Here is a 26,635-nt window from a genome sequence, read left to right on the forward strand (position 1 = left end):
ATAATCAGTTACACTAACCAAGGGGTTAGGCTAACCGTCCCTGGATTTTTAATCCATTTAGGTTAAACGAATCGCACACCGATTTAATAACTATAACCTTCTTCTCTTCTTCTCTTCCTTCGTGTCCTAGCGCTTATGCGGTTCGTTTTAAAAAAGCCTTCTTCGCCAATCATCCAAAAAAACGATAACAATATTCTATTATTAATACTTCAGACAGATGTCGAGATAGCTGTCATGCTGGTAATCTACTCGCTAAACTTTTTAGGTATCAAGCCTGTGAACAAATTTTTATTTCGAGCCGCGATCGGGCTGTTAATGGCATTTTTTGGGGCAATTACCTATTTTACAAACGACGTACAAAATCCGGTAACAGGAGAGAGACAGCGGGTGCAGCTTTCTCCCCGCCAAGAGATAGTTTTGGGATTGCAGGCGCGAGATCAAATGGCCTCCAAGTACGGGGGGCTTTATCCCAGCCAGAGTATTCAGCAGTATGTCGATCGAGTAGGAGAACGAGTTGTCAACGGTTCGGTGGCGAAACAAGCGGGTTATCCGTTTGAATTCCACCTGCTGCGAGACCCCGAAACTGTGAATGCTTTTGCTCTACCGGGGGGACAAGTTTTTATTACTGCGGGGCTGCTGCGGCGGCTGAATTCCGAGGCTCAGTTGGCTGCTGTACTCGGACACGAAAGCGGTCACGTTGTAGGGCGCCACGCTGCGGAACACTTGGCAAAACAGCAGTTCGGCAGGTCTTTGGTAACGGCGGTTGGGGTGGCTACTAGCGACGATCGCGGGGGCGGCCAGCAGGCAGCATTAATTGCTCAAGCTGTCAATCAAGTTGTCGGTTTGCGGTACGGTAGATCGGATGAACTTGAGAGCGATCGGCTCGGTTTTCGGTTTATGACCGAGGCGGGTTACGATCCTAGAGGTATTGTTGAGGTGATGCAAATTCTCGGTGCGGCTAGGAAGGGCGAAGCGCCACCGGAGTTTTTGAGTTCTCACCCGAATCCAGAAAACCGAGTTCAAAAGTTGCAAGCTTTAATCGCGCAAAATTACCCTAACGGCGTTCCAGCTAATTTGATGTCTGGACGCGATGAGTTTGCTAAGAATGTGTCGGGGGGTTAGCAATAATTGCATCGGGCTTTACAAAAGTTATTACTAAAGGCGGATCTAAGTTCGGCTTGGAATTGGCACGATCGACTTAATGAGCGATCGAGCAATTTGAAAGTTAAAAACCATGATTGAATCTTGGATGATTATCGGCGGCGTGACTTTCTCAGTCGCCTTCGGCACTCTGTTTTTTAAACTGCGCGATATTAACTGGGCTGTCAAACTTCAAAGACCGGATTGGATGTTTTTTGAGCCTGCTATTCCCTTGATTTGGACAGTTATTTTTGCTTGCGGGGCCGGCAGCGCTACTTTCGTGTGGGAACAGGAACCCGGTAGTCTCAAAACTTGGCTGCTGATGGCTTTGTACTTGCTTTTAGAAATTGTAACAGTTGCTTATATTCCCGCTACTCTCAGAGCCAAAAGTCTCAAAGTAGGGACGATTTTGGGAGGGGCTGGCGAGATTTTGGGAGTTGTGCTGACGTTGGCTGTTTTGCCGATTTCTCAAACCGCGGCTTTGTTACTTTTGCCTTACGCGATTTGGGGTGCGATCGGCACTTATACTACTTGGGAAATGATTCAGTTAAACCCAGAATCTGCATAAATATTTGGTGTGGATTGCTGCATAAATATTCGGTGAGTATTTCGTACCTTACACCAAGGTAATTCGGTGCGCAATGCTCACCTTAGATCGAGGCAAGGTGCGCCGAAGATCGCCATCCGATCGTTGTTAGTTTTGAATTTGCTCAAAGCAACATTGGCTGGTTAACCCACCCATCGAGTGAGGGAATCCGCTTGACAGTGTGTGCGTATTGGGTGAGAAAATAAATGAATAAAACTGGTTTAAATTAAAGGATGACGGTTATCAATGGCAATTAAAGACCAGCCCCAACCACCTCGTTTTCGGCAAATTAGCAATATTTTGTTATTGCTCTCAAGTCTGTTTCTGCTGGCCAATATCTTTTTGCCGAATTTGTTCGGGCCGCAAATTCCGCAAGTGCCTTACAGCTTGTTCGTCCATCAGGTTCAAGAACAAGATGTGGCGCGAGCTTCGGTAGGTCAAAATGAAATTCGCTACCAGCTCAAAGGCGAAGGCGACAAACCCGGTCAAGTGCTGTCAACTACCCCGATTTTTGACCTGGATCTGCCTAAACTTTTGCAAGAAAAAGGCGTTGAATTTGCGGCAACTCCCCCTTCCAAAAATGGCTGGATCGGCAGTGTTTTAAGCTGGGTGGTTCCCCCGCTGATTTTTGTGGCGATTTTTCAATTTTTCGCGAACAGGCAGGGTGGCGGGCCGCAGGGTGCGCTGTCGATCGGCAAAAGCAAAGCTAAGGTCTATGTAGAAGGCGAATCGGCGAAAATTACTTTTGCTGATGTGGCTGGAGTAGAAGAGGCTAAAACTGAATTAGTCGAAGTTGTTGAGTTCCTGAAAACTCCCGATCGCTTTACGGCAATTGGCGCGAGAATTCCGAAAGGCGTGCTGTTAGTCGGGCCTCCGGGAACTGGCAAAACGCTGTTAGCAAAAGCAGTGGCTGGTGAAGCTGGCGTGCCGTTTTTTAGCATATCGGGTTCGGAGTTTGTAGAACTGTTTGTAGGTGTCGGTTCTGCAAGAGTTAGAGATTTATTCGAGCAGGCTAAGAAACAGGCTCCTTGTATTATTTTCATTGATGAATTGGACGCGATCGGCAAATCCCGCAGCAGTAACGCTAGCTTCGGTGGGAATGATGAACGCGAACAAACTCTCAATCAATTATTAACTGAAATGGACGGTTTTGCGGCGGGCAATACTACGGTAATTGTGCTGGCTGCAACTAACCGCCCGGAAAGTTTGGATGCTGCTCTGTTGCGCCCCGGTCGTTTCGATCGCCAAGTTTTAGTCGATCGCCCGGATTTATCCGGCCGCGAAGCAATTTTGAATATTCACTCTCAAAAAGTGAAGTTGGGCCCGGATATTGACTTGAAAGCGGTCGCCACTCGCACCCCCGGTTTTTCGGGCGCAGATTTGGCAAATTTGGTCAATGAAGCTGCCTTGCTAGCTGCTCGCAACAAGCGCCTAACTGTAGCTCAGGAAGACTTTTATGAGGCGTTTGAGCGCGTTGTCGCTGGCTTGGAAAAGAAAAGCCGGGTGCTCAACGAAAAAGAGAAAAAGATTGTGGCTTACCACGAAGTCGGGCACGCGATGGTTGGTGCTGCGATGACGGGCGGCGGCGAAGTGTCAAAAATCTCGATCGTCCCTCGCGGTATGGCTGCATTGGGTTACACGTTGCAAGTACCGACTGAAGACCGTTTCTTGTTAGATGAATCGGAGTTGCGCGGTCAAATTGCTACACTGCTTGGAGGGCGATCGGCTGAGGAAGTGGTGTTTGGTAGCATTACTACTGGCGCTTCCAACGACTTGCAAAGGGCGACTGATTTAGCTGAACGGATGGTGACAACTTACGGGATGAGTAAGGTTTTGGGGCCTCTAGCTTACGATCGAGGTCAACAAGCAATGTTCCTCAACGATGGTATGGGAAATGCCCGCCGTGCGGTAAGTGCTCAGACTGCTGAGGCGATCGACCAAGAAGTGAAGGAAATTGTCGAAACTGCACACCAGCAAGCTGTGGATATTCTGAAAGCAAATCGGGAATTGTTGGAAACAATTACGCAGAAACTGTTGGAAACTGAGGTGGTGGAAGGTGACGCACTTCGCGAATTCCTCGGTCAAGTGCGGCCTTTAGATAAGGTTGCGGCTTCAGTTTAATAGGGTTTAATTAAACCGCAGATGAACGCAGATGAACGCAGATGAGTGCAATATCATCTGCGTTTTTTGATTGACTACCCGAAAATTTATAATAATTTCAACTGTAAAGATTGTGGTCTGGGTCTAACCAGACAATATAAAAAATATTTTCACTAAAAAATCCATGCACCCTGCCGTATTCATTAGCAGATATTTGGAACTGGTAGGGGAGATTTACTAGCTGATCTTCATTGGGAATGCCGAAGCCATTAGGTTCTGTTGTATCTTGCCAGACTATTCCATGACAGCGCAGGCTTTTACTCTGATTATTGATAATTTCTTGAGATTTCAATTGTGGTAAATCGCGCAGCCTTCTCAATAGAGATGCTAGATATCTCGAATCTCGATCTGCAAGTGAAAATTTATCTTTATCATCCTGATAATACCTGAAAGAAAAACTAATTCCTTCGGGTATTTGTATCTCGACAACCTCTCTCTTGGCGGAAGATGGCTGACTGCGAATATTTGTGTCTTTTCTTTTTTTATTCTTCTTCGATGACACGGGTTTTGTAGTATGCTTTCATTAATTCCTTAGAAATAATAGCATGGCAAGGTTCATCTCTTGGCAACTCACCTCTAGCCTTAATCCAAGGGTCTTCGCGTCGCACCATCAATTCTAACTCATAAGCATCTCGAAAGAAATAATCATCGGATAACTCGTCTAAAAACTCTTGTACTTCCTGTGGGAATTCTGGTTTTTTAACTTCTTTGAGAATTGGCTTAAACCCAAATTGTTCTTTGTATTCATAAAATAAAGCCGGGATAGTCGGCCCGTGCACCCAGGCTTGAAAATCTTCATCAAAAAGCGGTTTATCTTCAAAGGCTAGATACCATGCTTGGGCATAGTACAATAGTTTTTGTAGCTTGTGGTTGCTGAGGTAGGAGCCTACGTCATTCGCGAACCAGATGTAGTAATCAGCCAGTTTGGAGGCTGTTGTTACTGTAGTTATTGTGGTCATATAATTCGACTCAATCTGCTCAAATACTGCACAGGTCAAACTCAGCAAAATTGGAGTAATCATCAACTCCCGAATCGGCTTATTCTCTTCTCTAAAAAGCTGCTCCAGAAACTCCTGTGCCTTGGTCAGTTCCGCCGACCGATCCCTCACCACCGCCTTAAACCAATGCTTTGCAAACGATCGCACCTGCGACTGATTAAAATCCGCTACCTCCACAAACTGAAAGTTTAGAGATTTCCAGTCCATTTCGCCCGTAAAACTCTGCGTTCGACACGTCACAATTACTTGCACCTGCGGATAGTGACGAGCAAACCACTTGATTGCCTCAGCGATGTTCTTTCCATCTTCCCCTGTCACCTCATCCAATCCATCCAGTAGCACCAGCGCCCGACCTTGCTTGAGTAGGCTTTTTGCATCTGATAACTCCCAACACTTCTCTAGATAAGGCTTTAGAGCATAAGCCACCTCACCTCCATCCTTCACAAAATCCCGCAGCCTAATCAAAATCGGAATCCGGTGCGCTTGTAATTTTCCTGCATTGGACTCCGTCACCACTCGTTGCAAATACGTGGTTTTTCCCGAACCCGGTTTGCCCACCACCATCAGGTTTTTATTGTTCGCCACCACCTCTAAGCCTGACTTTCGTTCCTGTTCCCTGCCCGATCCAATGCGATCAAAACTGCGATAGCTGGGATTTTTGCTGAAATCCTGCCACAAGTCATCGAGTTCAGACTTACGACTACTGCTCAGTTTCTCCAGAATATTGACATCCACAAACAAATCACCCAACGGCACCCCACGATCGACACCCCAAAGTGGCATCGTGCCATGTAAGCGTTGGATGTGATCGTGGAGGCGCGATCGTACTTGTTGCACCAACCCATCAAGATCGTTGACTTGGCTCGAAATATTTCTCGTCTGAATATTGGCTGGAAGTGAGGCTAAAGGCTGAGGTTCACATCCTTCAGGCACATCAGCCTTAACATCTTGCCAGTTCAGATCGAGCGCAGCACAGATTTCTTTGAAAATCTTGGCATTTTTGGGAGAGCCGTCAAAAAACTCATCAATCGTTGTCCGCGAGATGGCCGTCGTATTTTTTGGAGATGCCCCTTTCTTGTTTCTACGAGAATTACTGATGTGGGTTGCTAACTCTGACTTCGTGACAAATGAATTTGCCAGAGCCTCATTCGCTTTTTTAATTCCATCAGTCGATAGTTTGAGCGATGGTATCGCCTTTCCAGCCATAGTTACTATTTTAGTCTTTTAACTATCATAGCCACCTGAACAGAACCCGAACAGAACCTGGACAGAATATGACAAGCAGTTGGACATGACCTGAACCAGCTTCCTCGGTAAATTTTGGCATCTTGTTGAAAGCTCAAGAAAAAGGTAGATCTCATGAAAGCTTCCCACAAGAAAAAGTGGCTCAAAATTGTCGAGTTTGCAGTAGTGGGCGTTGCCAGTTGCCTCAATCCCCACGCAGGATTTCTGCTCTTTGCGCTCAAGCTGTGCTTTCAAATCCTGACAGCGTTGCAGAAAGATGAGCCGACTGAAACAGACAACGGCAAACAGACAAACCCGCGTTAGTGCGATCGCAAGTAATCGTATTAAGGGAGAGCAATCACAAGGCGCTCTCCCTTCGCACCAAACACCTTCTGACTGCCATTACAGTATAATTGGTGAATATGACATAGTAAAAATTGTACAGAAATCATGACTATCGAACTACAGATTTTTCAAACTGTCCTCAAGATGCCAGAATCTCTCAAACAAGAGATATTGCATTATGCAAAATATCTACTTGAAAAACACGCCAAAACAGAATCATCTCCAGAAGAAATTGAACAACCTCATGGTTATGGTAGTTGGGCCGGTCAGATCGTTATGTCTGATGATTTCGATGAACCGCTGGAAGATTTAAAGGAATATATGTAACATGGAATCCCTTTTAGATACTCATGCCTTTCTGTGGTATTTGCTTGGCGATTCCAATCTAAGTAGTAAAGCAAAAGAAGCGATCGATACTAAAACAGGTTTATATTTTAGTATTGCCAGTCTGTGGGAAATCTCTATTAAAATTAATGTCGGTAAGCTTCAACTGAATCGACCATTTGAAGACCTGCCCAAGGAATTGCAATACATTAACGCTCAAATTCTACCAATTACAGTTGAAGACACTGAGATTTACGCAGGTCTTCCTCTGCATCATCGAGATCCCTTCGATCGCATTCTGGTAGCACAGACCCTGAATCATTCGCTGGTTTTGATTAGTCGCGATGAGGCTTTTGATGCTTATCCTATTCAGCGAGTTTGGTCATGAAGAAGCCAAAACTTTTATACTAGCGATCGCCCCAACCTATCTCATTAGTCGCTCCCTACAGTTACCATGATAAACATAGAGAAACCCGGCTGCTTCAAAACACCGGGTTTCTAAATATTGTTGCTGCATTTTCGATCGATCAAATTCCGGGCACGTAGGCCATAACTGGAGTACCTTGCTGCTGCTGCGCGATTTCCAAAAGCCGCTGAATTCGCTCTTCAGTCGGCGGGTGAGTGCGGAAAAGTGACTGCAAACCTTTAGTCGAAAAAGGATTCACAATCAGCAGCGGCGACATCGCAGGATTGCCGTGCATCGGAATTTCACGACCGATTTTCTCTAATTTTTGCAGCGCGTTTGCTAAACCGATCGGGTTATTGGTAATTTCCACCGCACCGCTGTCTGCTGCAAATTCCCTCGTCCGAGAAATCGCCAATTGAATTACGGTTGCTGATAGCGGTGCTAAAATGATTAAAAACAGCAAACCAAAGGGATTCGGGCCTTGTCTGCTATCCCGCGTTACCGGGCCGTAAAGCGCTCCAAAAGTCAGAATTCGCCCGACAAATGTAATCGCGCCGGCAATTGTCCCTGCAACTGCTTGAGTGAGTGTGTCGCGGTTGCGGATGTGCGTCAGTTCGTGCGCTAAAACGCCTTCCAATTCTTCGCGGGAAAGCAGATTGATGATGCCTTCAGTAACTGCTATTGTCGCGTGTTCCGGGTCTCTTCCTGTGGCGAATGCGTTGGGAGATTGAGTGGGAACTAGAAATATTTTCGGCACCGGAATTTGGGCTTTTTCGCTCAGCGATGCTACCATATCGTAGATTTCTGGTGCTTCGCTGCGGGCGATCGGCTGAGCGCGGTAAGCCATTAACGCGGCCGTGTCGGAATAGTACCAAGAGCTAAAACTTGAGAAGGCGGCTAGCGCTAAACCGATGTAAAGTCCTTGCTCGTTCCCGATTAAATAATAACTTCCTAAAACGAGAAGGCCGCTTAGGAGTCCTAAGAGAGCGGCTGTTCTGAGTTGATTTGTTCCTAACATGGCGGGTTGAGGGCGATCGAGATTTTTTTATTTTTGAGCTTGTGATTAGATTTTCATATTTGGGGGCGATCGCGCCTCTATCTGCCGAAATAACTGCTGTCGCCAATAGTAGTATTTCACCTTTTCAGTCAGAAACTGGGAAGGCCTCGGAAGGCTCTCTCGCCTCCTCTCAAGAGGCTGCTGAGCCGCAGGATATGACATTTCCAGCCCGAACCTAGAACCCAGATTAAAAACAAAATAAACGCAGACAATCTTACATTCATCTGCGTTTGTCTGCGTTCATCTGCGGTTAAATTCTCCAACCCTAAACCGCTTGCACTTGCTTTCCCTCAACAGCAACAGGTTCTTGATATACAGTTTGAGACTCATTAGCCAAAAACTCGGCTAATTGAGCTTCAATTTCATCCCGCACAATTTGGCGGTATTCCAGGAAATGCTCGTTGTGAGCACACACAGTCAAATAATGATCCCAAACCGCAGGATTGCGCTTGAGAATGCTGAACAAATGATGCCAAAACTTCCAGCGAGTGCTACGCTTGACTCCCTGCCGCCACACCACAGTTAGCAGTGCTCGCAAGTCTATCCAACTGGGAACTCGAGCAGGTATCTTTGCTGTAGGTGCACCTAACATTAAGAAATGGCGATAAGTCCGGTCTAAATATTTCTCAGCATCGTACACTTCGCAGAATGCCTCGACATATTCGCGGGCAATATCTTCGAGAGGCCGCGTCGGGATAAAGTTCATTAAAGTAGTCTGGTTGAGGTTGCCAGATTTGTCGCGCAACCGCCCTTCTTTTGCTAATCTGTGGGACAATGCCGTGTGCGGCAAAGCTTGCAGCATTCCAAAGGTTGTGCTCGGAATAGCTGCTGCTTCGGCAAACTGGACAATCCGCTGACCGGCACCGGGTTTTTCGCCGTCGAATCCGATGATGAATCCGGCCATTACTCGCAAACCAGTTTTCGCAATTAACTCTACTGATTCGATCAGGGAATTGCGGGTATTTTGGAATTTCTTGGTCATTTGCAGGCTTTCTTCATCAGGGGTTTCAATCCCTAAAAACACTGCATTGAAATTGCAAGCTACCATCATCTCCATCAATTCTTGGTCTTGGGCTAAATCGATGGATGCTTCTGTGTTGAAAGTAAAGGGGAATTTGTGTTCTTCTTGCCAAACTTTTAAGTCTTTTAGCAACAGTTTGACGCTACGTTTGTTGCCGATAAAGTTGTCGTCTACCATGAACACGCCGCGCCGCCAGCCCAAGTTGTATAGATAGTCTAATTCTGCTATCAATTGTTGGGGGTTTTTGGTGCGGGGTTTGCGGCCGTAGAGGACGATGATATCGCAGAATTCGCACTGGAAGGGACAGCCTCGGGAAAATTGAATCGACATCGAATCGTAGGCGTCTAATTCCAGCAAGTCGAAGCGGGGAACGGGGGTTGTGGTAACATCTGGTTTTACGCCGTCCGATCGATAAATTCCGCTTTTTTCGCCCCGTTGTATTGCTTCGACGAACATCGGCAAGGTGATTTCGCCTTCGTCGAGAATCAGGTAATCTATGCCCGCTGCTTGAGGTTCTTCGGGTACGGAAGTGGGGTAGGGGCCGCCGCAAGCTACGGATTTACCGCGCCGTTTTGCTTCGCCAATTATGTCTAGCAAATCTTCTTTTTGGACAATCATTGCGGACAGAATAACGAGCTCTGCCCATTCCCATTCTGCTTCTGTGATTTGTCTGATGTTGCGATCGACTAACTTAAATTCCCATTCTTGGGGTAAAATAGCTGCTACCGTTACCAAACCCAGCGGTGGCAGCAGCACTTTACGATCGACTAATTCTAGGATTTTCTCGTAAGACCAAAATGTTTTCGGAAACAGGGGGTAAACTAGAAGAACTCGCATTATATGTTAAACCTCACATCAGTAAACAACTTGCGATCGGGCTGGCGTGTTTGAGAGTTCGATCGACTCTCAAGACTTAATGTTAAGGCTAAAATTACGATCTTGCACTCGATCGAATATCTGGCGAGGGGTGAAACCCCCTAAGACAAAGATCGTCAGCGCAATTTTTAGCTTGCAGTTCCCTGTTAAAGTTTGCAAATGCTGATATCTTATCGTATTTGACCCTTAATTGACGATAATCGCATTTAAAAAGCATGGGACTAAGGCAAAAAAGAATTTGAAAAACTTACATTATTCGTAAAATACACCTCGGCGCACCCTACATATATTTCGTAAGGTGCACATTCCCTCTTCCCTCTTCCCTCTTCCCTCTTCCTTCTTCCCTCTTCCCTCTTCCTTCTCCCCTAATTTGAATCTTTGCCGGGAATCCCGCTAGTTCTTAACATATCGGCCACTGTGGCGCAGTAACTCGGCATTCCTATGCTTTCGGGATTCACAAGATTTTGATAGGTAAAATGGCGGTAGCTGATGCAAAATCTATCCCAAGCAGCCACCTGAATTCGGAACAGCCAAATAAAGAAATTGGCTAGCCAAGCTGACAAAGTAATCCGAAAAAATATCTTTTTATTCAAATACTGGCAAGCTTGTTCTACCACTTCGTTAGCTGTAATCGCTGGATTTCCTAGCACAAAATGTCGCGGTTCCTCGGAAGCCGGCGGATGTTCGACTAAATAATTAACTACTTTAGCAATATCTGCGCCGTGGATGAAGTGAAAACTGCCATCTGCCTTAAACCAGCGAATCAAACCAATCCATTTTGCGACAAGTGGCAGGCCAGATGACAAGTGAGAGACTGGTTTTTCTGCGTCTCCTCCCAATACTAATGTCGGGTAAAGTGCCGTAATCGGAGGCACATTTGTCAAAGCTGACAAATGCACCATGCAATTGTATTTTGAGCTAATATAATCTGTTCCCAGTTCCCCGGCTTCTTTGAGCAAATTGTTGTCTCTACCGAGAATGCTGGCTGTTGAAAAATAAATTACTTGCTGGCAAGTCTGTGGCGAAAGTAGTTGAATTAAGCGGAGAGTTTTGGTTATGTTAACATCAAAAACTTCTTGAGTTCCTCCCCAAGCAGTAGCGGCTACAATTGCTACATTTATTGTTTGGAGAAGTTCGGCAAATTGCTCGATATCTCGCATATCGCCTTGTATTATATGGATGCCGGGGCGGGCTTTCCAATCAAATTTTAATTTTTCGGGGTTGCGAACTAAGAGGTAAAGTTCGTGGTTTGTTTCTTGAATCAAAGTTTCGGCCATGTAGTGACCGATACAGCCACTTGCACCCGTCACAAAAATTTTTTTGGAGTTCATTTTGCCGCAGGAGAAGAGGAAGGATTTGACGCTTTTTCGACGCTAGGGAGAGGGCATGGCCGTGTCCCTACAAATATCAGATGCAATTAAACTTAAATCTTACAGCATTCTCAATAACAGGCAAGATGCCTGTTCCACAAAAATTAAATTTTCTTGTGGGGTGGGCATCCTGCCCGCCCAATAAGGGACTATTGCAACAGGTGCAAAATGTCAGATTAACCGGACTCACTCGGATTATATATGTTTTTTCCACGGTAGGGATATGGCATTGCCCTATCCCTACAAATATCAGGTGCAATTAACCGGATTCGATCGGATTCTAGAATCGAAATCAAATCAAGCAGCAACTGCAAGCAATTTGTCGGCTTGTTTTGCGGTTTCAAAGAAGAAACGCACGTTATCTTCGGGAGTTCCCGGTAATACGCCGTGTCCCAAATTGAGGATGTGTCCGCGATGACCGGCTTTGCGAATTGTATCAAGAATTCGATCGCGAATAAACGGTTGAGAGCCAAACAACACGCCCGGATCGAGATTTCCTTGAACGTTCATATTCGGGCCCAAACGTCGGCGCGCGTCGGCCATGTCAACAGTCCAATCGACGCTGACGATATCCGCGCCGGATGTTGCCATGCGTTCGAGGATGCCGGCACTTCCAGTGACTAACAGAATTAGCGGGGTGTCGGGATGGGTTTTTTTGACTTGCTCGAATACTTGTTTCTGGTAAGGTAGAGCGAAGGTGTCGTAGTCTTGCGGGGACAGTTGGCCGGCCCAGGAGTCGAACATTTGCACTACTTGCGCGCCGCAGTCGATTTGATAGCGCACGTAAACGGCGATCGCATCTGCGAATTTTGAGAGCAACTGATGCAGTAAAGTTGGATCGGAAAATGCCATGTTTTTGATAATTGCATAATCCTTAGAACCTTTGCCCTCAACCGCATAGGCCGCCAGCGTCCACGGCGCGCCCACAAAACCGAGCACGGTGGATTTGTTGCCGACTTCTTCGCGCAGGGATTTGAGGATGGTTTTGATAAACGGCAAGCTTTCTTCCGGGTTCAGCGGTTGCAGGTTGTCGATTTGCTGCTGAGTGCGGATTGGTGCGTGGATAATCGGGCCTTTGCCTTCGGCGATGTCCATGTCGATGCCCAAACCGGGCATGGGTGTGACAATATCGGAAAACAGAATTACGCCGTCGGGTTGAAACGCGCGCCACGGCTGAAGGGAAACTTCGATGGCAACTTCGGGAATTTCGGAACGTTCGCGAAACGAGGGATACTTTTCTCGCAAATCTCGATAAGCCTTCATGTAGCGGCCGGCTTGGCGCATCATCCACACGGGCGGGCGGTCTAGGGTTTCGCCGCGGGCTGCCCGCAACAACAAGGGAACTTCATTTAATGCCGACATTTTAACTTTTCTCTACCTTAGATATTTTAATGCCTTTGGTAGCTTACCACTGTGCGATCGTCCTTTTCGACAAAATCTTGTGTGTACAAATGTGTATTTTGTCATGGCCAAAGAAAGTGAGGCGAGGGCCAATCGATTTTAGATTTTAGATTTTAGATTAAAGAATTGAAGCATTGACCCCACGGATAAATTCGGGGGCTCCTTTATCGGATACAGGTTTTTTATTTCTGGACGGATGAATCCGGGGGCTTGTATCCTGGATGCTTTCGGTTAGAGATCGACTGTATATAAAGGACTGGTATAAATCCTGTGTATACGCAAAGAAACCGGGTTTCTTCGTAGAAACCCGGTTTCTGATCCCGCGCTACAGTTTGACCTACTTACCTCGTTACGCACACTCCGCCTACGGATACGCGACATTGATCGCGGCCCTCATCGAACCTCCTATTATCATCCACCCTCGCTGAATCTAAATCTCTAGTCCGCGAATTGTAGTAATAATCTCCCGCCGGAAAGTTTCTAGTCGGGACAGCGCAGTAAGTTGAGTTTTGATTATTATCGTCAAACCTTACTCTCACCACAGAACGTCTCTCGCGACAATCAACAGACCGCAAGCCAAAATCATCTTGCAGAAGCTGTGCTCTGTCAGATCGACTGTCATATCGGTCGTTATCTCGCCCGGTGTACCAATCGTCCCGCGAATTGCGAGATCGTCTGTCGCCCCCATCAATTCCCGCAACTTCTAGGGTGTAGCTACCGCCTCTGGCAGCATCTTTTGCTAATACTAAAAGTTTGTACTCGCCACTACGGGGAATTTGATAATTAAAAGAACTGTCTTGCGTAAAAGCAACTTGTTTGTTGTTCTCGTAAAACAGTACCATCACGGGAGTAAAACCGCGACTTCTATCTGTGTTTAAAAACACTTCAATGTTATCGCCTTCGCGAGCGCTGAATGTGTATTCTTGGCCGCGCAATTCTTCCGTCGGAGAGCCCGGAACCCACATATTCCGGAAACGGTAAATCGGGGAAGTGCGGCGAATTACTCCATCTATGCGATCGTTATTCTGTATCTGTTCGCCAACTGCACTAGACGAAATGCCCGTGAGTGCCAATCCTGCAACTAGCACAGTGGCAGCAATACTTTTTAACAAGTTGTGCGTTCTCATATCAACCTCTGGAAAATTTTAAAATCTTTGTGCTTTCTTGGCGCCGACATTTGCATACACAATCCATTTTAAATGTAATTTCTGCCAACCGTGTCAACCTCACCCAACCCCAGGGCTGTTTAGCTGGTGCAAAATCTCATGTTAAATTTATAGACGTCGATCCTTAACCTAAAGTTGCGATTTATCGCCGCAAATCAGCAATCCCGATTCAGCGTCGAGACAAGCTGTAATTCCCATCGGTAAAGCAGCGTTAACCCCCTCGTGGCCGAAGGGCAAATCCGAGACTATGGGAATATTCAAGTCCCCCAGCCGATCGCGCAAAACCTCTTCAATGCTAAAACTGGGAATACTCGGGTCAATCTCGCAGCGACTGAAGCGCCCCAAAGCAATGCCCCGCACGCCTGCGAAAGCCCCCGCCATCCGCCACAAAGTCAGCATCCGATCGACCCTGTAAGGAGCCTCGGAAACATCCTCAAATGCGAGAATAACCCCGGTCAAATCCGGTTGATACGGGGTTCCGAGCAAATGAGAAGCAACCGTCAGATTCGCCGGAAACAGCCGTCCCGTGGCTTTTCCGCTGCCCCATCCTTTACCTTGCAAAGATTGTAAGGGACGACCTTCGATGCAGTCAAAAAGTCGATCGACAGACCAATCCGGTTCATCCGCCAAAGTTGTCAGCATCGGCCCGTGAACGCCCCAAATACCCAATTTGTCGTGATTCCACAGCAAAGCAGTAATGTCGGAAAAGCCGATTAACCATTTCGGCGAATGGGAATCGGGAGGTGGAAATTGGGAGTTTTCCGACTTTCCCACATTTCCTTTTTCCAAAAGTCGAGTGCTGCCGAAACCGCCTCGCACACAGAGAATACCGCGACAATCCGGGTCGTTGAGGGCATCTGCTAGCTGTCGGACGCGGTTTTCGTCAGAACCAGCCAAATAGCCCCAGCGATCGTCAAAACCCGGTGTTAATTCAACTCGATAGCCGCGAGATTTCCAAATTTCTACACCCTTTTCAAAGTTGGTTGATTCTCGCAGAGTGCCACTAGGGGCAATTACTTTGAGCAAATCTCCTGGTTGCAGAAATTTTATGTTAGTCATTAGTTATTAGTTATTAGTTAGTTAGTTATTAGTTATTAGTTATATGGTATTTTGTGAATCGATAATAATTCCCTATGGGCGGGTTTTACAGACAATTTCTGACTGAAACAGACAATCTCGCAAACCCGCCCCCACCCACCCATAGGTGTAGACCTACATTTTCGGATTCGATGCAAATTTCAGGTTGATATGGGTTATCGGTTGTGGCGGGGCGGGTTTATCTAGATTGTTGATAATCGTTAGATATTGTCGGTGAAACCCGCCCCTACTGGATATGGTTAATTATTGATTTAGGAGTGAGTTTTTCAGATTGTTTGTTAATGATTGCTAAGGCAAAGTTAGAATTTCCACCCCAGAATCAGTAACAGCCAGAGTGTGCTCGAATTGAGCCGAAAGCTTTCCATCCTGGGTGATCGCAGTCCAACCGTCGCCCAAAATTTCCACTTCCCAAGTACCCTCATTAATCATCGGCTCGATCGTAAAAACCATGCCTTGTCTGAGCTTCTTCCCCGTGCCCCGCTTGCCGTAGTGCAGAATTTCCGGTTCAGTATGAAAGACTCGGTGAACCCCGTGTCCAGCAAAATTTCGCACTACCGAAAAACCCTGTGCTTCAGCATATTCTTGAATCGCTGCACCGATATCGCCAGTACGAGCACCAGGTTTGACTTCCGCAATTCCTCTTCTTAAACATTCCTCGGTTACTTCAACTAACTTTTTTGCTAGGGGTGAAGGTTTCCCGACAAAAAAAGTTTTGGAAGTATCGCCGTGATAACCATCTACTAAAGGCGTTACATCAATATTAATAATGTCACCTTCTCTCAGAATTTGTTTAGCATTGGGGATGCCGTGACAGACTACTTCATTGACGCTTGCACACAGAGATTTAGGAAATCCTTTATAACCTAGCGGAGCGCTTTTTGCTCCGTGTGCCAAAGTCCAGCGTTCGGCTTCGTCGTTAATTTCGAGAGTGCTGACACCGGGTTTAACCATTGGTTCTAGGTGTAGGAGAAGTTCGGCAGCTAAACGGCCTGCTTGGCGCATTTTTTCGATTTCTCTACTGGATAAAAGCACTAAACGTTCGGTTGCCATAGTTGTTTCTGTTTTCTTTTTTTGTGATCGATTAAGAGTTTATTTAACTCAATTTTAGAATAGATTTGAACCAGTGTTCAAAACGATCGCCCAAAGCTCCCAAAGAATATTCTACCTCTGCTTGTCGCCGGCAAGCGCTGCGGTCAATTTGGTCTAAGCGGGCGATCGCACCTACTAAGCCATTTACACTATCAGGCTCCACTAAAAAGCCCGTCTGTCCGTCTCGAACAATTTCGGCAGGCCCCCCGCGCTCGTAAGCAATCACAGGCACACCGCACGCTAAAGCCTCGATCGCGACATTTCCGAAAGCTTCCACCCAGCGCGGCGTCATCAACAATGCTCGGCACTGCCGGACTTGCTCTTGCATTTGGGTTGTTGTCAGAAACCCTAAATATTCTACCGGAGCATCCGGGTAATCTGCACAAATTTTTTCCCAATAATCCTCATGTTGCATTTTGCCCATAATTTTTAGGGGAATGCCTGTAATTTTCGCTGCCGCTACTGCATCTTCTAAGCCTTTTTCCGGGGCGATGCGGCCTAGCCAAGCTAATTTAGACTGCGGTTGGTTGCAAAATTCGTACAGGGATAAATCTATGCCATTTCCCAACAACTGACATTCATCGGCAAAGGCGAATGTTTTGGCTTGAGAAGCGGTGTGAACTCCGATCGTACCTGGAAACTGGACGGCGGTTTGTCCGGCAATGCGATCGAGGGATGCCGAAAGGGAGCCCATGCTGATCAAATGTGCGATCGGAGTCCTAAAAAATGGCGTCAAATAAAACGGCAGCCAATCGTAGGCAAAGTTAAGAATGACATCCCATTCATCCTGAACTTGGCGAGCATATTCCCACATATTCGCAAGCACAGCATCGGCGGGCATCACAATACAAGCATTGTAATCTTGTGTTTGGGCGGTTACTTGCAAATCGCCTGTTATTTCAATTACTGGAATTGATTCTAAGACTGAACCTACTGGTGCTACGACTGCTATTTTATGACCGCGGCGCTGCAATTCTTTAGCAATGTTAAGGACCGTAAGTTCGACACCGCCACCCAACCCGGAACCTAGTTTACCGACAGAAGTTGACAGGAACAATAGTTTTAAAGAGTTATTAGTCATTAGTCATTAGTCATTAGTCAGCCTTGACTAATTCTAACATAATCTAAATTCTAAATTTTTCACTTTCCAATCTCCAATCTCAAATTATTTAAAAATTGCTAGATTTATCAATCTCTCCCAGAGCGCGGACGGATGCGATTCAACTGATTGATGGCCCAGCGAGCAGTTTCCTGAACTTCTGGATCGGGATCGTCCGTCGCACGGTGCAACAAGTGACTGATTTGATTCACCAATTCGTAAATCCGCGTCAAGTCGCGAATCGCATTTTTACGCACTTCGGGGTTTTCATTTTGCAGCGAAATTGACCAGGCATTATTCATGGGTTTGAGCGTGCGAATGCCAATTTCCGACAGACTTGCCAAAATTAAACTGTACTGCTTCGAGTCAGAATTTGCTAGCAAATCGAGCAACGGCTCAACTGCTCTGGAATCTCCCTGCTGACCGAGTTCCCAAATTGCTTTGCGCCTTTTTGCCGGATTTAGGTGCTGCAAATCTTCAATCAGTGCTTCAATAATATCAACTTTAGGTCTACCATCCGTTTCTGGAAGAGAAATATCTTTCTTCCGACTCGCGAGGGAATCGGCTCGATTAGTTGTTTCGGGAATGTTGAAACCTGTGTCGCTGTAGCCGTTGCTGTTAGTTTCCAAGGGCACGGTGTCGGAATTAATTCGATCGCCCTCGACAACTGCATCCTCGGATTCTGATTCCCCCAATTCCCGGATAAACGGTAAAGGCCGATCGCTGCTGTCGAGACTGTAGTCTTTTGGCAAATCAAAATGGTAGGGCAAAGCTGGCCGCGGTTTTTGTCCCCCAAAAGAAACCTCTTGATGTCCAATTTCCTGCGAGTTTGTAGGAGAATCGGGATTAGTGAATTGAGAGTTTCTTTGGTTGTGGCGATCGACTCTCCCCCGTCTTCGCCTTGAATGATTTGACTCGCCGTTGCTAACTAATTTGAGCATGATAAATACTGCCGCTGCCGTGACGACAACTGCTGCCAAACCCAACATTAACAACCCCCGCTGGCGAGACAAAATGACAATCAAATTAGATATCGGTTTGGGGATTTTTGAATTAGGTTTAGACGTTTTGGACGGCTTAGATTTGTTTTTATCGGGAGCTGGAGACGGTTTTGGAGGGTTGGAGTCCTGGCGATCGTCCGGGGGAGAGTTCGCCTGAGCAATTTCTAGGGAAACAGCCCGGTAGGAGGCATTGAGTACCTGTTGCCTTCCGTCGGCACTGGGACTGAACGCAGCGCCCAGACAGGCAATGCAGGTGAACAAACATACAAAGGAGCGGTAGTGCGCCATAAGACTCAATCCGGTTTTGAGAGGCAACGCCGCATGACGAGCTTTAGTTTAACCTTGAGTTAGCTCGATCCTAGCTGCTATGCGCTTAACTAACTCACAAATAGCACCAGACTCGCCAAAAACCCGGGTTTGAGAGGGCAGCGAGCCAGATCTGATTAACACAATTGCGTCATTGACGTGGAAGTCCTTTAACTAATTAGTTTGAGATGAGCTACATCGGCGGCCGCGAATAAAGCAGCGGCATCGAGAAAATTGATTGCAGCTCAGCTCAGCAAGCGGAGCCTTAGCTGCGTGCTGTGCACGCGCAGCGCCGCGGGGCCTCCGGGGCGCAGGCGGGCGATTGTTGCTCGCCGTCTATTTCTGACGGATAGCGTGGCATGACCAAGAGTTTAACAAGCTTCCGAGCCTGCAGGTCGATCGTTTTTGTCTTAATCTGGACGGAAGTCGGACAAGGTGCATTTGCAGTGGAAACGATTAACTGCATTTTTGAGTGTATTCTTGGCTGCTAAACCGAATATTTTCAGTACATTCCAGGACGCAATCTCGATCGAAGAAACCGGGTTTTTTTATCGAAACTGCTGTAAAAAAGAGAGCGCTGATTTGACCAATGTTAATTTCAAGGGGGGGAATTATGGCGGATAGAAGTTTTTGGGCGATCGACTAAGATAACCGTTAGGAAATATTGTATTCAGCAAGCAAGCGCCAAAAATCATACTATCTTGTAGAACTGGGGGCCAGTTTAGTTAGGAGCTATAGTGAGAGCGAGTAAACTGTTTAACGCAGGCGCCGTCTCCCTACGTTCTGTTTATTTGTACCCACTTACTTAAGCTAAATCAATCGGTATTTAATCCTGTGCCGCCAAATTTGATATAAGATCGAGCTAAATTTCTAGTGTGAGAGAGTAGAGGCATTTGTGAGCCAACAAGATATTTTAAATTTAGCAAAAGAAGGCGATGCCCTGGCGATCGCATTTCTGATCGGCCAAGCACTCGAAAGCTTTGGGGTTACGGCTAAAGCCAGCCGAGAAAATGACACCCTGCACCTGCTGCTGGAAGCAGAACAATTGCCCACAGAAGAAGCCTGCCTCCGAGTCGCAGTCAAAGGGTTGCAGCGGCTGCAACCAAATAACGTTTACTCAGTGACAGTTTACGGACGGCGGGGCGGCCAGCAATTGCCGGGTTGGACTCAGACGGTAGAATTAAAAAAACGCTTGACTTCCGCACCCGTGAGTGCATTAGTTGCCGTGAATGCAGCATTAGCTGCGAGTGAAGCAGTAGCCGCGAGTTTACCCGCTTCCCCTATTCCTGTGGCTTTGCCAAAGCTAGAAAAAACTCAAAATGCCACAACGGCGCCCACTCAAACACCAGAAAAATCTCCGCCCCAACCCCCTAAAATCCCAACTCCAAAACCCACAAACCAAAGGCAGCAAAAGCCATCACCGCAGCCAGAATTAGCCCGCACTAAAACTAAAAAATCTGGGCTGTCAGTCGGTGTTCTGAGTCTGATTCTCGTGCCGATATCCGGCTTTGTTCTGGCTTCTCAATTTTACAAATCCTCAAGCACCGCTACTATTAACCCTCTAACGTCAAACCCTGCGGTACAAAAAGCGATCTCGACACCCGCACCTGCACCCGCAGCCAAACCCCTTCCAGCTCCAAAATCGCCCTCCCCGGCTGCCAAAAAACCTGCCGCTGTGCCCGCAACTGTCAGCATCAAAGCAGTTGGCGACATGATCCCCGGCACAAATTATCCGTACAACAAACTGCCGCCAAAAAAAGAGCTTTTATTAGAGTCGGTAAAACCGTACCTCAAAGGAGCTGATATTCTGTTTGGCAATTTTGAAAGCACGATGACCGATTATCCTTACAGTTCCAAAGCAGGCGGCGGACGAATGCTGTTTGCCTTTCGGACGCCTCCGAGTTATGCCAAAATTTTCAAAGATGTTGGTTTTGATATTTTGAATGTTGCCAACAATCATTCTTACGATTTTAACGAGCAGGGATTTAAGGACACGATTAAAAACATCGACAGCAACGGCATGAAAGCTGTTGGCAAAAGAGATCAAATTGTTTATCAAAATGTCAAAGGCGTGAATTTTGCCTTTATCGGGTTCAGCAACTACGGCGAAGTTCACAATTCCTTACTGGAACTGAAAGCGGGGGCAGAAATTGTAAAAAAAGCGAAGGAAAAAGCTGATATTGTAGTGATATCAGTTCATGCTGGAGCTGAAGGAACGGGAGCTCTGAATGTGAGAAACAAAAACGAATTATTTTACGGAGAAAACCGGGGAAATATGGTTTTGTTTTCGCGGACGATGATTGATGCGGGAGCAGATTTGATTTTGGGACACGGCCCGCACGTTCCCCGAGCGATGGAGCTTTATAAAGGTAAATTGATTGCTTATTCGCTGGGCAATTTTTTGGGTTATCGCACTTTGTCCACAGCCGGAGCACTCGGTCAATCTCTAATTTTGGATGTGAAAATGACTCCGCAAGGGGATTTTGTTTCGGGTAAGATTATCCCAGTGGAACTTAATCGGCAAGGCATCCCATCTATTGATGACGATTTTAGGAGTGTGGGGTTGATTGACCGTTTGACAAAAAGCGATTTTCCCAAGACAGATTTGAAAATTGATGACAAAGGGATAATTTCCAAGAAATGATCGGGGCAATTATTTACCGAAGAAGTGCCTGATGACGAGAAGCTATACTTCCGGTGACTCCTCAAATAAGCGATCGCCCCGGTGCAATCCATCTGCCATTTGATAAGTTTGTGCTTGCGATCGCACTGTCGGGGCATGGGCGGCTAAATACCTTGCCGCCGCCACTAATACCACAATGCGATCGCCCGCATTCTCTAATAAAGCATACTGGCGAAATGCCGCTTCTACCTGCTGAATAACGTGGAAATCCCGATTTTCCCGCAGCATCAGTTTTCCTAAAACTGCCATCAACCGTTCCGATTTGCCGCCGCTATATAAGTATTTTGCAACTAATTTACCGACTGGATTCACCTGTTGCTGTCTGTCCAACAAATCTGGCAGTTGTTTGAGCAATTCCTCTGGATTCTCAACTACATCTGTTGGTTCTGGAAGTCGCGCAGGCGGTACATTTAAGAAACGGTTGAGATATACGGCGATCGCTGCATCGAAAACTCCCCGCAGCAACTCTATTGAAGGCGATCGTCGCAATCCTTGATGCACCGCATTCGCAAAGGTAAACGGATGGTGCGCTGAATTCCAGTCGCTGTGGTCGTTATTCGTATTAAACCGGGCTACGCGGAGGGCAGCAGCATAAGTGACTGCACTCGCTAATTCGTCTTCGCTACAACCTTCTTTCAAGGCAGTTAAAAGTGCATCGACGATCGCCAATACATCTTCGCCCAACAACATCGGAATTAACTGTTCTCTTCCCAACCAATTGCCCCGGTGCGATCGACCCATTTCTAAAGCTGCCGGCAACTGCGCCATCGCTGACTCTAAAATTGCCACCACATCCACAGGGTAGCGCCAAGAACTCGACTCTTCCATGCGCGCCGCATTCGCCAAACCACCCACCAAACTCGCGAAAATAGTTTCTGCCCCTTCCCAATTCACTGCATCCAGGGCTTCTAACGCCTTGTTAATAAAGTCGAGGCTGTGACCGACATCAATGTAGCGGTGGTCAGTAGCGGCCGCAAACAGCATATCAGCAATTTGTTCTCGTTCAAGAGGCGCGCGTACTGCTGTCAACAAACATCGTTCCGCGGCTTCGCTGTCTCTGATTTCAATAAATTGCCGGAACCAGCTTTTGAGTGTCTCTGCATCAACCTCAGAATTAGGCAAGGGGTGAACTGCAAAGTGAGGAGGTGCGCCTGCACTATCGCGGGCCACTGCCGAAAGTCCCTGATAGAGGGCACGGGGTCGGTCTTCTGGATCTAGATAAGGCAGGATATTCATCAAGCAGGTGTGGATCGATAAACCCGTATCCCATCCCGATTTGTTGTAGCGGGTGCCAAATTCTAATCCGATTTGGAAAGGTTCGCTGGCAGTTGCCCCCATATCTAGCAAGGCAATCACTGACTTGGCGATGACTAGAGAAATTCCTTGTTCTAACCCATCTTGAAGTCTCTGGCGCTGGTGGGCGTAACGGTCAAGCTGTTGTGCTAAATTTACCCAAACTTCCCCGTCGCGAATTTCCGCTGGGAACGATCGCACGTCGTCGGCCCAAGAGTCAAAAGTACCGCCGCTGGCGACATCAAAGCGGGCGTAGTGCCAAGGACAGGTGACTATGCCATCTTTGCAAGTGCTGCCGTTGAGGGGAAAACCCATGTGGGGACAGCGGTTGTCGATCGCGTATACCCGATCGTTTGAGTAAAAAAGGGCGATCGTGTGTTTTTCTAAATTCACTAACAAACTGCCCTTTGTCTCGACTTCTGCAAGTTTCGCAGCGCGAACGTAATAGCCTGAAGTCTCAGCCATAAGTTTTTAAACTAATTTATATATAAACTAGATTAACTCAATGCCAGGGTATTTGCCTGAAGTAAAACAGGATTAAAAACTCAAGTGCTGATAGATGCTCGATCGATCGCCAGCAGGTTTCTGTTTTGGCTTTATTCGAGATTCAGGAGCGATAGCAAAGCTTCTTTCATCTCCTCTACCGTTGTTGTCGCCGTACCGAATTGACGCACGACAATACTAGCCGCCAAATTGCCCAAAACTGCCGCTTCCCAACCGGATGCACCGACGCACAAAGCTAAAGTCATTGCTGCTACGACTGTATCTCCAGCACCGGTTACGTCGAATACATCAGTCTTGTTAAAAGGGGGAATGTCCCAACTTTGAATGGCAAATTCCCCCTTTTCACAAGTCGATGTTGGAGAAGGTGAATTTTTGATTTCTTCGCCGTTCGCCCTTTCAAACAAAGTCATCCCTTCTTCGCCGCGAGTAATCAGGATTTTTTGAGCTTGAGTTAAATTCAATAAATCGCGTCCTGCTTGCATTAAAGTTTGAGGGTTTTTGATAGCATATCCCACTGCTTGCTCGGCTTCTGGCAAGTTCGGAGTAAATAACATTGCTCCAGAATATCGCTGCAAATTTGTTTGAGCGTCTACAATTGTTTTGCCGGGAATCACTGCCGATTCGATCGCCAAATTTGTCAAAACTCCGTCGCCGTAGTCGGAACAAACCACTGCATCTACTGTCGGTATTTGCTGCCGGATGTAGTCTGCCAGTTGCAACTGCAAATCTAAATCCGGCAACTCGTCCGATTTGCGATCGACTCGGACAATTTGCTGAGTCACCGACTGCCGCGCGTGCCCGGAAATGCGAGTTTTGGTGACAGTTGGACGCTGCGAATCGATTAAAATCCCAGCCGTATCAATTCCCGCCGCCTCAAAAATACCGCACAAAGCCTTTCCCTGGTCGTCTTTTCCCACCAAACCAGCAACTTTTACTTTGCCTCCCAGTTTGGCTAAATTGTAGACAGCATTTGCGCCACCTCCGGGTACTTGCTGAGTATTTTCGTAGCGCAAAATCAACACAGGTGCTTCGCGGGAAATTCGCTCTACTTGTCCGGTAAGAAACTCGTCCAAGGTCAAATCTCCGATCGCTAATACCTGCGCTCGATGGAAGCAGTCTAATCTTTTCAATAATTGCTCTGTTGAGGCACGCAGTTGAGGCAAAAAGTCGGAATAGTCGTTAGTCATTAACCAAAAAAATGAGACTGAGGAGTTGATAATTGAGTGGGGAACGAGCGGGAATTAAAAATCCTAATATTAATTAATAATTAATTTCCTCCCTTATTTTATTTTTAACTTTTAATTGATTTTCTGACTGGGATTTTGAGAAACCAGTTGCAGGCTGTTGGCGATCGCACTCGCTCAAACAATTGGGCAAAAAAATGCGGATAAAAGCGCAGCCATTCAGACTCAAGAGAAAGTTTTACGGTGTGGAAGTTTCCTTCTACATAAGTGTCTTCAAAAAACAGCAAAGTTATTTCAATTTCTGCTTGATGATCGTAATCACCTGAGTCATTTGTTTTTTGAGTGCATCAATTTCCGCTTGCATTTTTGCCATTTTCACAGTCATCGCCTGAATTTCGGCCGCACCCGCTCCAGAAGTGGGTGCAGCAGCGGTGGCGGCTGGGGCTTCCGGCACGGGTTTCTTTTTCGCCAGTACCATCGCCGATTTGATTGCCTCGGTTAGCTGCTTCTTCTCAAAGGGTTTGGCGATGAATGCAAAAAAATGCTTCTCAAAGGGTTTCGGAATTTTTTCCATCACCTCTTCTTCGCGGCCCGACATGATCACCAAAGGTATCTTAGAAAGCTCGGGATGGGCTTGCACTTTTTGATACACTTCCCAACCGCTGACTTTCGGCAGTAGGAAATCTAACATAATTAGATTGGGACGGGCTTGACGGATCAGTTTGAGTCCCTCTTCGCCGTCTTTTGCTTCTAGAACTTCAAAGTTACCCTGAGGCAACATCTCTCGGACTCGGACGCGGATGACTTTACTGTCATCGATTACCAAGATTTTTTGACCAGCCACGACTGACTCCTTCAGTAATGAATGAGTGATGATTTGCAACCTTCAGTATATCCCTAACAGAATTCTACCCATAATTCTGGGCGAGTTTAGTTTTGTTGCACTTGGACGCGATTCGGGTTTAGGGTGAGATTGCTACAAGTTCAGGGACTTTGATTTCGGATAGGATCGAAGGCATTAACTCGATCGCCACTTAATTATATGTCGCCCCAAACTCCTCAAACTCCTACAGTCAAAGCAGTTGCCGCCCAAATGCGGGGTGAAATCGAGGCGATGCCCCAGTGGTTGCGCAGGCCCGTTGGCAAAGCTAGCGAACTTTCGCAAGTGCAAAAAATTATTAAACAGCGGCAAATTCACACGATTTGCGAGGAGGGGAGATGTCCCAACCGGGGCGAGTGCTACGCGCAAAAAACGGCGACTTTTTTGTTGATGGGGCCGACTTGCACCCGCGCTTGTGCTTTTTGTCAAGTAGATAAAGGTCATTCTCCGATGCCCCTAGACCCGGAGGAACCGCAAAAGGTGGCCGAGGCTGTGCAGTTGTTGGGTTTGCGCTATGCGGTGCTGACTTCGGTGGCTAGGGACGATTTGCCGGATGGGGGTGCGGGTTGGTTTGCGAGGACGATCGCCCAAATCCGCATTCTGAACCCGCATACTGAAGTTGAGGTACTGACGCCGGATTTTTGGGGGGGAATGGGGAGGAGTTCAGAGAGGGAGAATTCCGGCCTCGATGAGTTGCAGCGACAGCGAATTCGCACGGTGGTGGAGGCTAAACCGGCCTGTTACAACCACAATATTGAGACGGTGCGCCGGTTGCAAGGGCCGGTGCGGAGGGGGGCGAAGTACGATCGCTCGATCGACGTTCTGCGTATTGTTAAGCAATATGACCCAACTATTCCCACCAAATCCGGTTTGATGTTGGGGCACGGAGAAACCGAAGCCGAGATAGTCGAAGCGATGGCCGATTTGCGGGAGGCCAAGTGCGATCGGCTCACCCTCGGTCAATACATGAGACCGTCTCTAGATCACCTCCCAGTGCGCAAATACTGGACGCCGGTCGAATTTGACCGTTTCGGGTCGATCGCCCGGGAGATGGGGTTTGAGCGCGTGCGATCGGGGCCTCTCGTCCGCAGTTCATACCACGCCGGAGAGAGCGATTGAAATTAATCTCTATTTAACTCGGTATAAACTCATTGTTACAAAAAATAACTCTAGAGGATTGTGCATAAGTGCGACGCTCTCTGCTATTTGTAAATAGAGTGACATTATGAATTAGGAGCTTTACCTATGGCAGAGATAGCGAAGAACCAATTAAAATCCGAGTCCGTGATGAAAACGGGCAAGTTCCCTTACACCTTTCGCGCAGCCTGGTTTCTGTTGCTGTTAGCTATCAATTTTTTGGTTGCAGCCTATTATTTCCATATCATTGAATAGTTCTGCAACTTGATTTTTAGCAGACCCTGCTG

The 26,635-nt window shown here is 47.0% G+C and carries 25 protein-coding genes; 10 read left to right on the forward strand and 15 right to left on the reverse strand.

Annotated features, from left to right (window positions below; genetic code table 11):
* Window positions 1-276: 276 nt before the first annotated feature.
* The 3 genes from QUA54_RS13955 (at window position 277) to ftsH4 (ending at window position 3,847) form a co-directional block, all read left to right on the forward strand.
* Complete coding sequence (locus tag QUA54_RS13955) at window positions 277-1,122, forward strand: M48 family metalloprotease (RefSeq protein ID WP_333415106.1); 846 nt, start codon at window positions 277-279, stop codon at window positions 1,120-1,122.
* Between the two features lie 112 nt (window positions 1,123-1,234).
* Window positions 1,235-1,708, forward strand: a complete 474-nt coding sequence (locus tag QUA54_RS13960) for a tryptophan-rich sensory protein (protein ID WP_333415107.1) — start codon at window positions 1,235-1,237, stop codon at window positions 1,706-1,708.
* A gap of 264 nt (window positions 1,709-1,972) precedes the next feature.
* Entirely contained in the window at window positions 1,973-3,847 is a 1,875-nt protein-coding gene (gene ftsH4 / locus QUA54_RS13965; protein WP_333415108.1) for an ATP-dependent zinc metalloprotease FtsH4, read from the forward strand.
* Between the two features lie 97 nt (window positions 3,848-3,944).
* On the opposite strand, the gene QUA54_RS13970 is transcribed toward ftsH4, so the two are convergent.
* Together QUA54_RS13970 and QUA54_RS13975 are read right to left on the reverse strand one after the other, a co-directional pair.
* Window positions 3,945-4,388: a hypothetical protein gene (locus QUA54_RS13970; RefSeq protein WP_333415109.1), complete on the reverse strand. Its 444-nt coding sequence runs from the start codon at window positions 4,386-4,388 to the stop codon at window positions 3,945-3,947.
* Window positions 4,369-6,090 (reverse strand): NACHT domain-containing protein, encoded by a 1,722-nt coding sequence (locus tag QUA54_RS13975; protein ID WP_333415110.1) that lies wholly within the window; start codon window positions 6,088-6,090, stop codon window positions 4,369-4,371. The genes QUA54_RS13970 and QUA54_RS13975 overlap by 20 nt, the downstream gene beginning before the upstream one ends.
* 153 nt (window positions 6,091-6,243) lie before the next feature.
* Here QUA54_RS13975 and QUA54_RS13980 point away from each other — a divergent pair, with 153 nt between their 5' ends.
* The 3 genes from QUA54_RS13980 to QUA54_RS13990 all read left to right on the forward strand — a co-directional run bounded on the left by QUA54_RS13980 (window position 6,244) and on the right by QUA54_RS13990 (window position 7,165).
* A complete protein-coding gene (locus tag QUA54_RS13980; protein WP_333415111.1) occupies window positions 6,244-6,432 on the forward strand; it encodes a hypothetical protein in 189 nt (62 codons plus the stop codon).
* Window positions 6,433-6,558: 126 nt separating this feature from the next.
* Complete coding sequence (gene vapB, locus QUA54_RS13985; RefSeq protein WP_333415112.1) at window positions 6,559-6,780, forward strand: type II toxin-antitoxin system VapB family antitoxin; 222 nt, start codon at window positions 6,559-6,561, stop codon at window positions 6,778-6,780.
* 1 nt (window position 6,781) lies between these two features.
* Entirely contained in the window at window positions 6,782-7,165 is a 384-nt protein-coding gene (locus tag QUA54_RS13990) for a type II toxin-antitoxin system VapC family toxin (protein ID WP_333415113.1), read from the forward strand.
* Window positions 7,166-7,304: 139 nt separating this feature from the next.
* Here the strand turns inward: QUA54_RS13990 and QUA54_RS13995 are convergent, their stop codons facing one another.
* Window positions 7,305-8,201: a M48 family metalloprotease gene (locus QUA54_RS13995; protein ID WP_172190088.1), complete on the reverse strand. Its 897-nt coding sequence runs from the start codon at window positions 8,199-8,201 to the stop codon at window positions 7,305-7,307.
* Between the two features lie 41 nt (window positions 8,202-8,242).
* Here QUA54_RS13995 and QUA54_RS14000 point away from each other — a divergent pair, with 41 nt between their 5' ends.
* The gene (locus QUA54_RS14000; protein WP_333415114.1) at window positions 8,243-8,419 is read left to right on the forward strand and encodes a hypothetical protein; all 177 of its coding nucleotides are present in this window, start codon (window positions 8,243-8,245) and stop codon (window positions 8,417-8,419) included.
* 86 nt (window positions 8,420-8,505) lie between these two features.
* Here QUA54_RS14000 and QUA54_RS14005 read toward each other — a convergent pair whose 3' ends face one another.
* The 8 genes from QUA54_RS14005 to QUA54_RS14040 all read right to left on the reverse strand — a co-directional run bounded on the left by QUA54_RS14005 (window position 8,506) and on the right by QUA54_RS14040 (window position 18,649).
* Window positions 8,506-10,098 carry a B12-binding domain-containing radical SAM protein gene (locus QUA54_RS14005; protein ID WP_333415115.1) on the reverse strand — a complete coding sequence of 531 codons (1,593 nt, stop codon included), beginning with the start codon at window positions 10,096-10,098 and terminating at the stop codon, window positions 8,506-8,508.
* 404 nt (window positions 10,099-10,502) lie between these two features.
* Window positions 10,503-11,468, reverse strand: a complete 966-nt coding sequence (locus QUA54_RS14010; protein ID WP_333415116.1) for an NAD(P)-dependent oxidoreductase — start codon at window positions 11,466-11,468, stop codon at window positions 10,503-10,505.
* 336 nt (window positions 11,469-11,804) lie between these two features.
* Complete coding sequence (gene hemE, locus QUA54_RS14015) at window positions 11,805-12,869, reverse strand: uroporphyrinogen decarboxylase (protein ID WP_172190091.1); 1,065 nt, start codon at window positions 12,867-12,869, stop codon at window positions 11,805-11,807.
* 380 nt (window positions 12,870-13,249) lie between these two features.
* Window positions 13,250-14,035: a hypothetical protein gene (locus tag QUA54_RS14020; RefSeq protein ID WP_333415117.1), complete on the reverse strand. Its 786-nt coding sequence runs from the start codon at window positions 14,033-14,035 to the stop codon at window positions 13,250-13,252.
* A gap of 168 nt (window positions 14,036-14,203) precedes the next feature.
* Window positions 14,204-15,133: an LD-carboxypeptidase gene (locus QUA54_RS14025; RefSeq protein ID WP_333415118.1), complete on the reverse strand. Its 930-nt coding sequence runs from the start codon at window positions 15,131-15,133 to the stop codon at window positions 14,204-14,206.
* Window positions 15,134-15,460: 327 nt separating this feature from the next.
* Window positions 15,461-16,222, reverse strand: a complete 762-nt coding sequence (map, locus tag QUA54_RS14030; RefSeq protein ID WP_333415119.1) for a type I methionyl aminopeptidase — start codon at window positions 16,220-16,222, stop codon at window positions 15,461-15,463.
* 43 nt (window positions 16,223-16,265) lie between these two features.
* Window positions 16,266-17,342 carry a glycosyltransferase family 4 protein gene (locus QUA54_RS14035; protein ID WP_333415120.1) on the reverse strand — a complete coding sequence of 359 codons (1,077 nt, stop codon included), beginning with the start codon at window positions 17,340-17,342 and terminating at the stop codon, window positions 16,266-16,268.
* Window positions 17,343-17,449: 107 nt separating this feature from the next.
* A complete protein-coding gene (locus QUA54_RS14040) occupies window positions 17,450-18,649 on the reverse strand; it encodes a HEAT repeat domain-containing protein (RefSeq protein WP_333415121.1) in 1,200 nt (399 codons plus the stop codon).
* Between the two features lie 913 nt (window positions 18,650-19,562).
* Here QUA54_RS14040 and QUA54_RS14045 point away from each other — a divergent pair.
* Window positions 19,563-21,311, forward strand: a complete 1,749-nt coding sequence (locus QUA54_RS14045) for a CapA family protein (protein WP_333415122.1) — start codon at window positions 19,563-19,565, stop codon at window positions 21,309-21,311.
* A gap of 42 nt (window positions 21,312-21,353) precedes the next feature.
* On the opposite strand, the gene QUA54_RS14050 is transcribed toward QUA54_RS14045, so the two are convergent.
* From QUA54_RS14050 to QUA54_RS14065, 4 genes are all read right to left on the reverse strand, one after another.
* Window positions 21,354-23,108, reverse strand: coding sequence for a Rieske (2Fe-2S) protein (locus QUA54_RS14050; protein ID WP_333415123.1), 1,755 nt, complete (start codon window positions 23,106-23,108; stop codon window positions 21,354-21,356).
* A gap of 131 nt (window positions 23,109-23,239) precedes the next feature.
* The gene (locus tag QUA54_RS14055) at window positions 23,240-24,334 is read right to left on the reverse strand and encodes a PfkB family carbohydrate kinase (RefSeq protein WP_333415124.1); all 1,095 of its coding nucleotides are present in this window, start codon (window positions 24,332-24,334) and stop codon (window positions 23,240-23,242) included.
* Window positions 24,335-24,438: 104 nt separating this feature from the next.
* The gene (locus QUA54_RS14060; protein WP_333189271.1) at window positions 24,439-24,618 is read right to left on the reverse strand and encodes a hypothetical protein; all 180 of its coding nucleotides are present in this window, start codon (window positions 24,616-24,618) and stop codon (window positions 24,439-24,441) included.
* Between the two features lie 2 nt (window positions 24,619-24,620).
* Window positions 24,621-25,175: a response regulator gene (locus tag QUA54_RS14065; protein ID WP_333415125.1), complete on the reverse strand. Its 555-nt coding sequence runs from the start codon at window positions 25,173-25,175 to the stop codon at window positions 24,621-24,623.
* A 198-nt stretch (window positions 25,176-25,373) separates the two neighbouring features.
* Between QUA54_RS14065 and lipA the strand changes: the two genes are divergently transcribed.
* Both lipA and psaX read left to right on the forward strand, forming a co-directional pair.
* The gene (gene lipA, locus QUA54_RS14070) at window positions 25,374-26,330 is read left to right on the forward strand and encodes a lipoyl synthase (protein WP_333415126.1); all 957 of its coding nucleotides are present in this window, start codon (window positions 25,374-25,376) and stop codon (window positions 26,328-26,330) included.
* Window positions 26,331-26,498: 168 nt separating this feature from the next.
* Window positions 26,499-26,603 (forward strand): photosystem I protein PsaX, encoded by a 105-nt coding sequence (gene psaX, locus QUA54_RS14075; protein ID WP_333309486.1) that lies wholly within the window; start codon window positions 26,499-26,501, stop codon window positions 26,601-26,603.
* Window positions 26,604-26,635 lie beyond the last annotated feature (32 nt).

The sequence above is a fragment of the Microcoleus sp. MOSTC5 genome (assembly GCF_036701825.1).
GTDB lineage: Bacteria > Cyanobacteriota > Cyanobacteriia > Cyanobacteriales > Microcoleaceae > Microcoleus > Microcoleus asticus.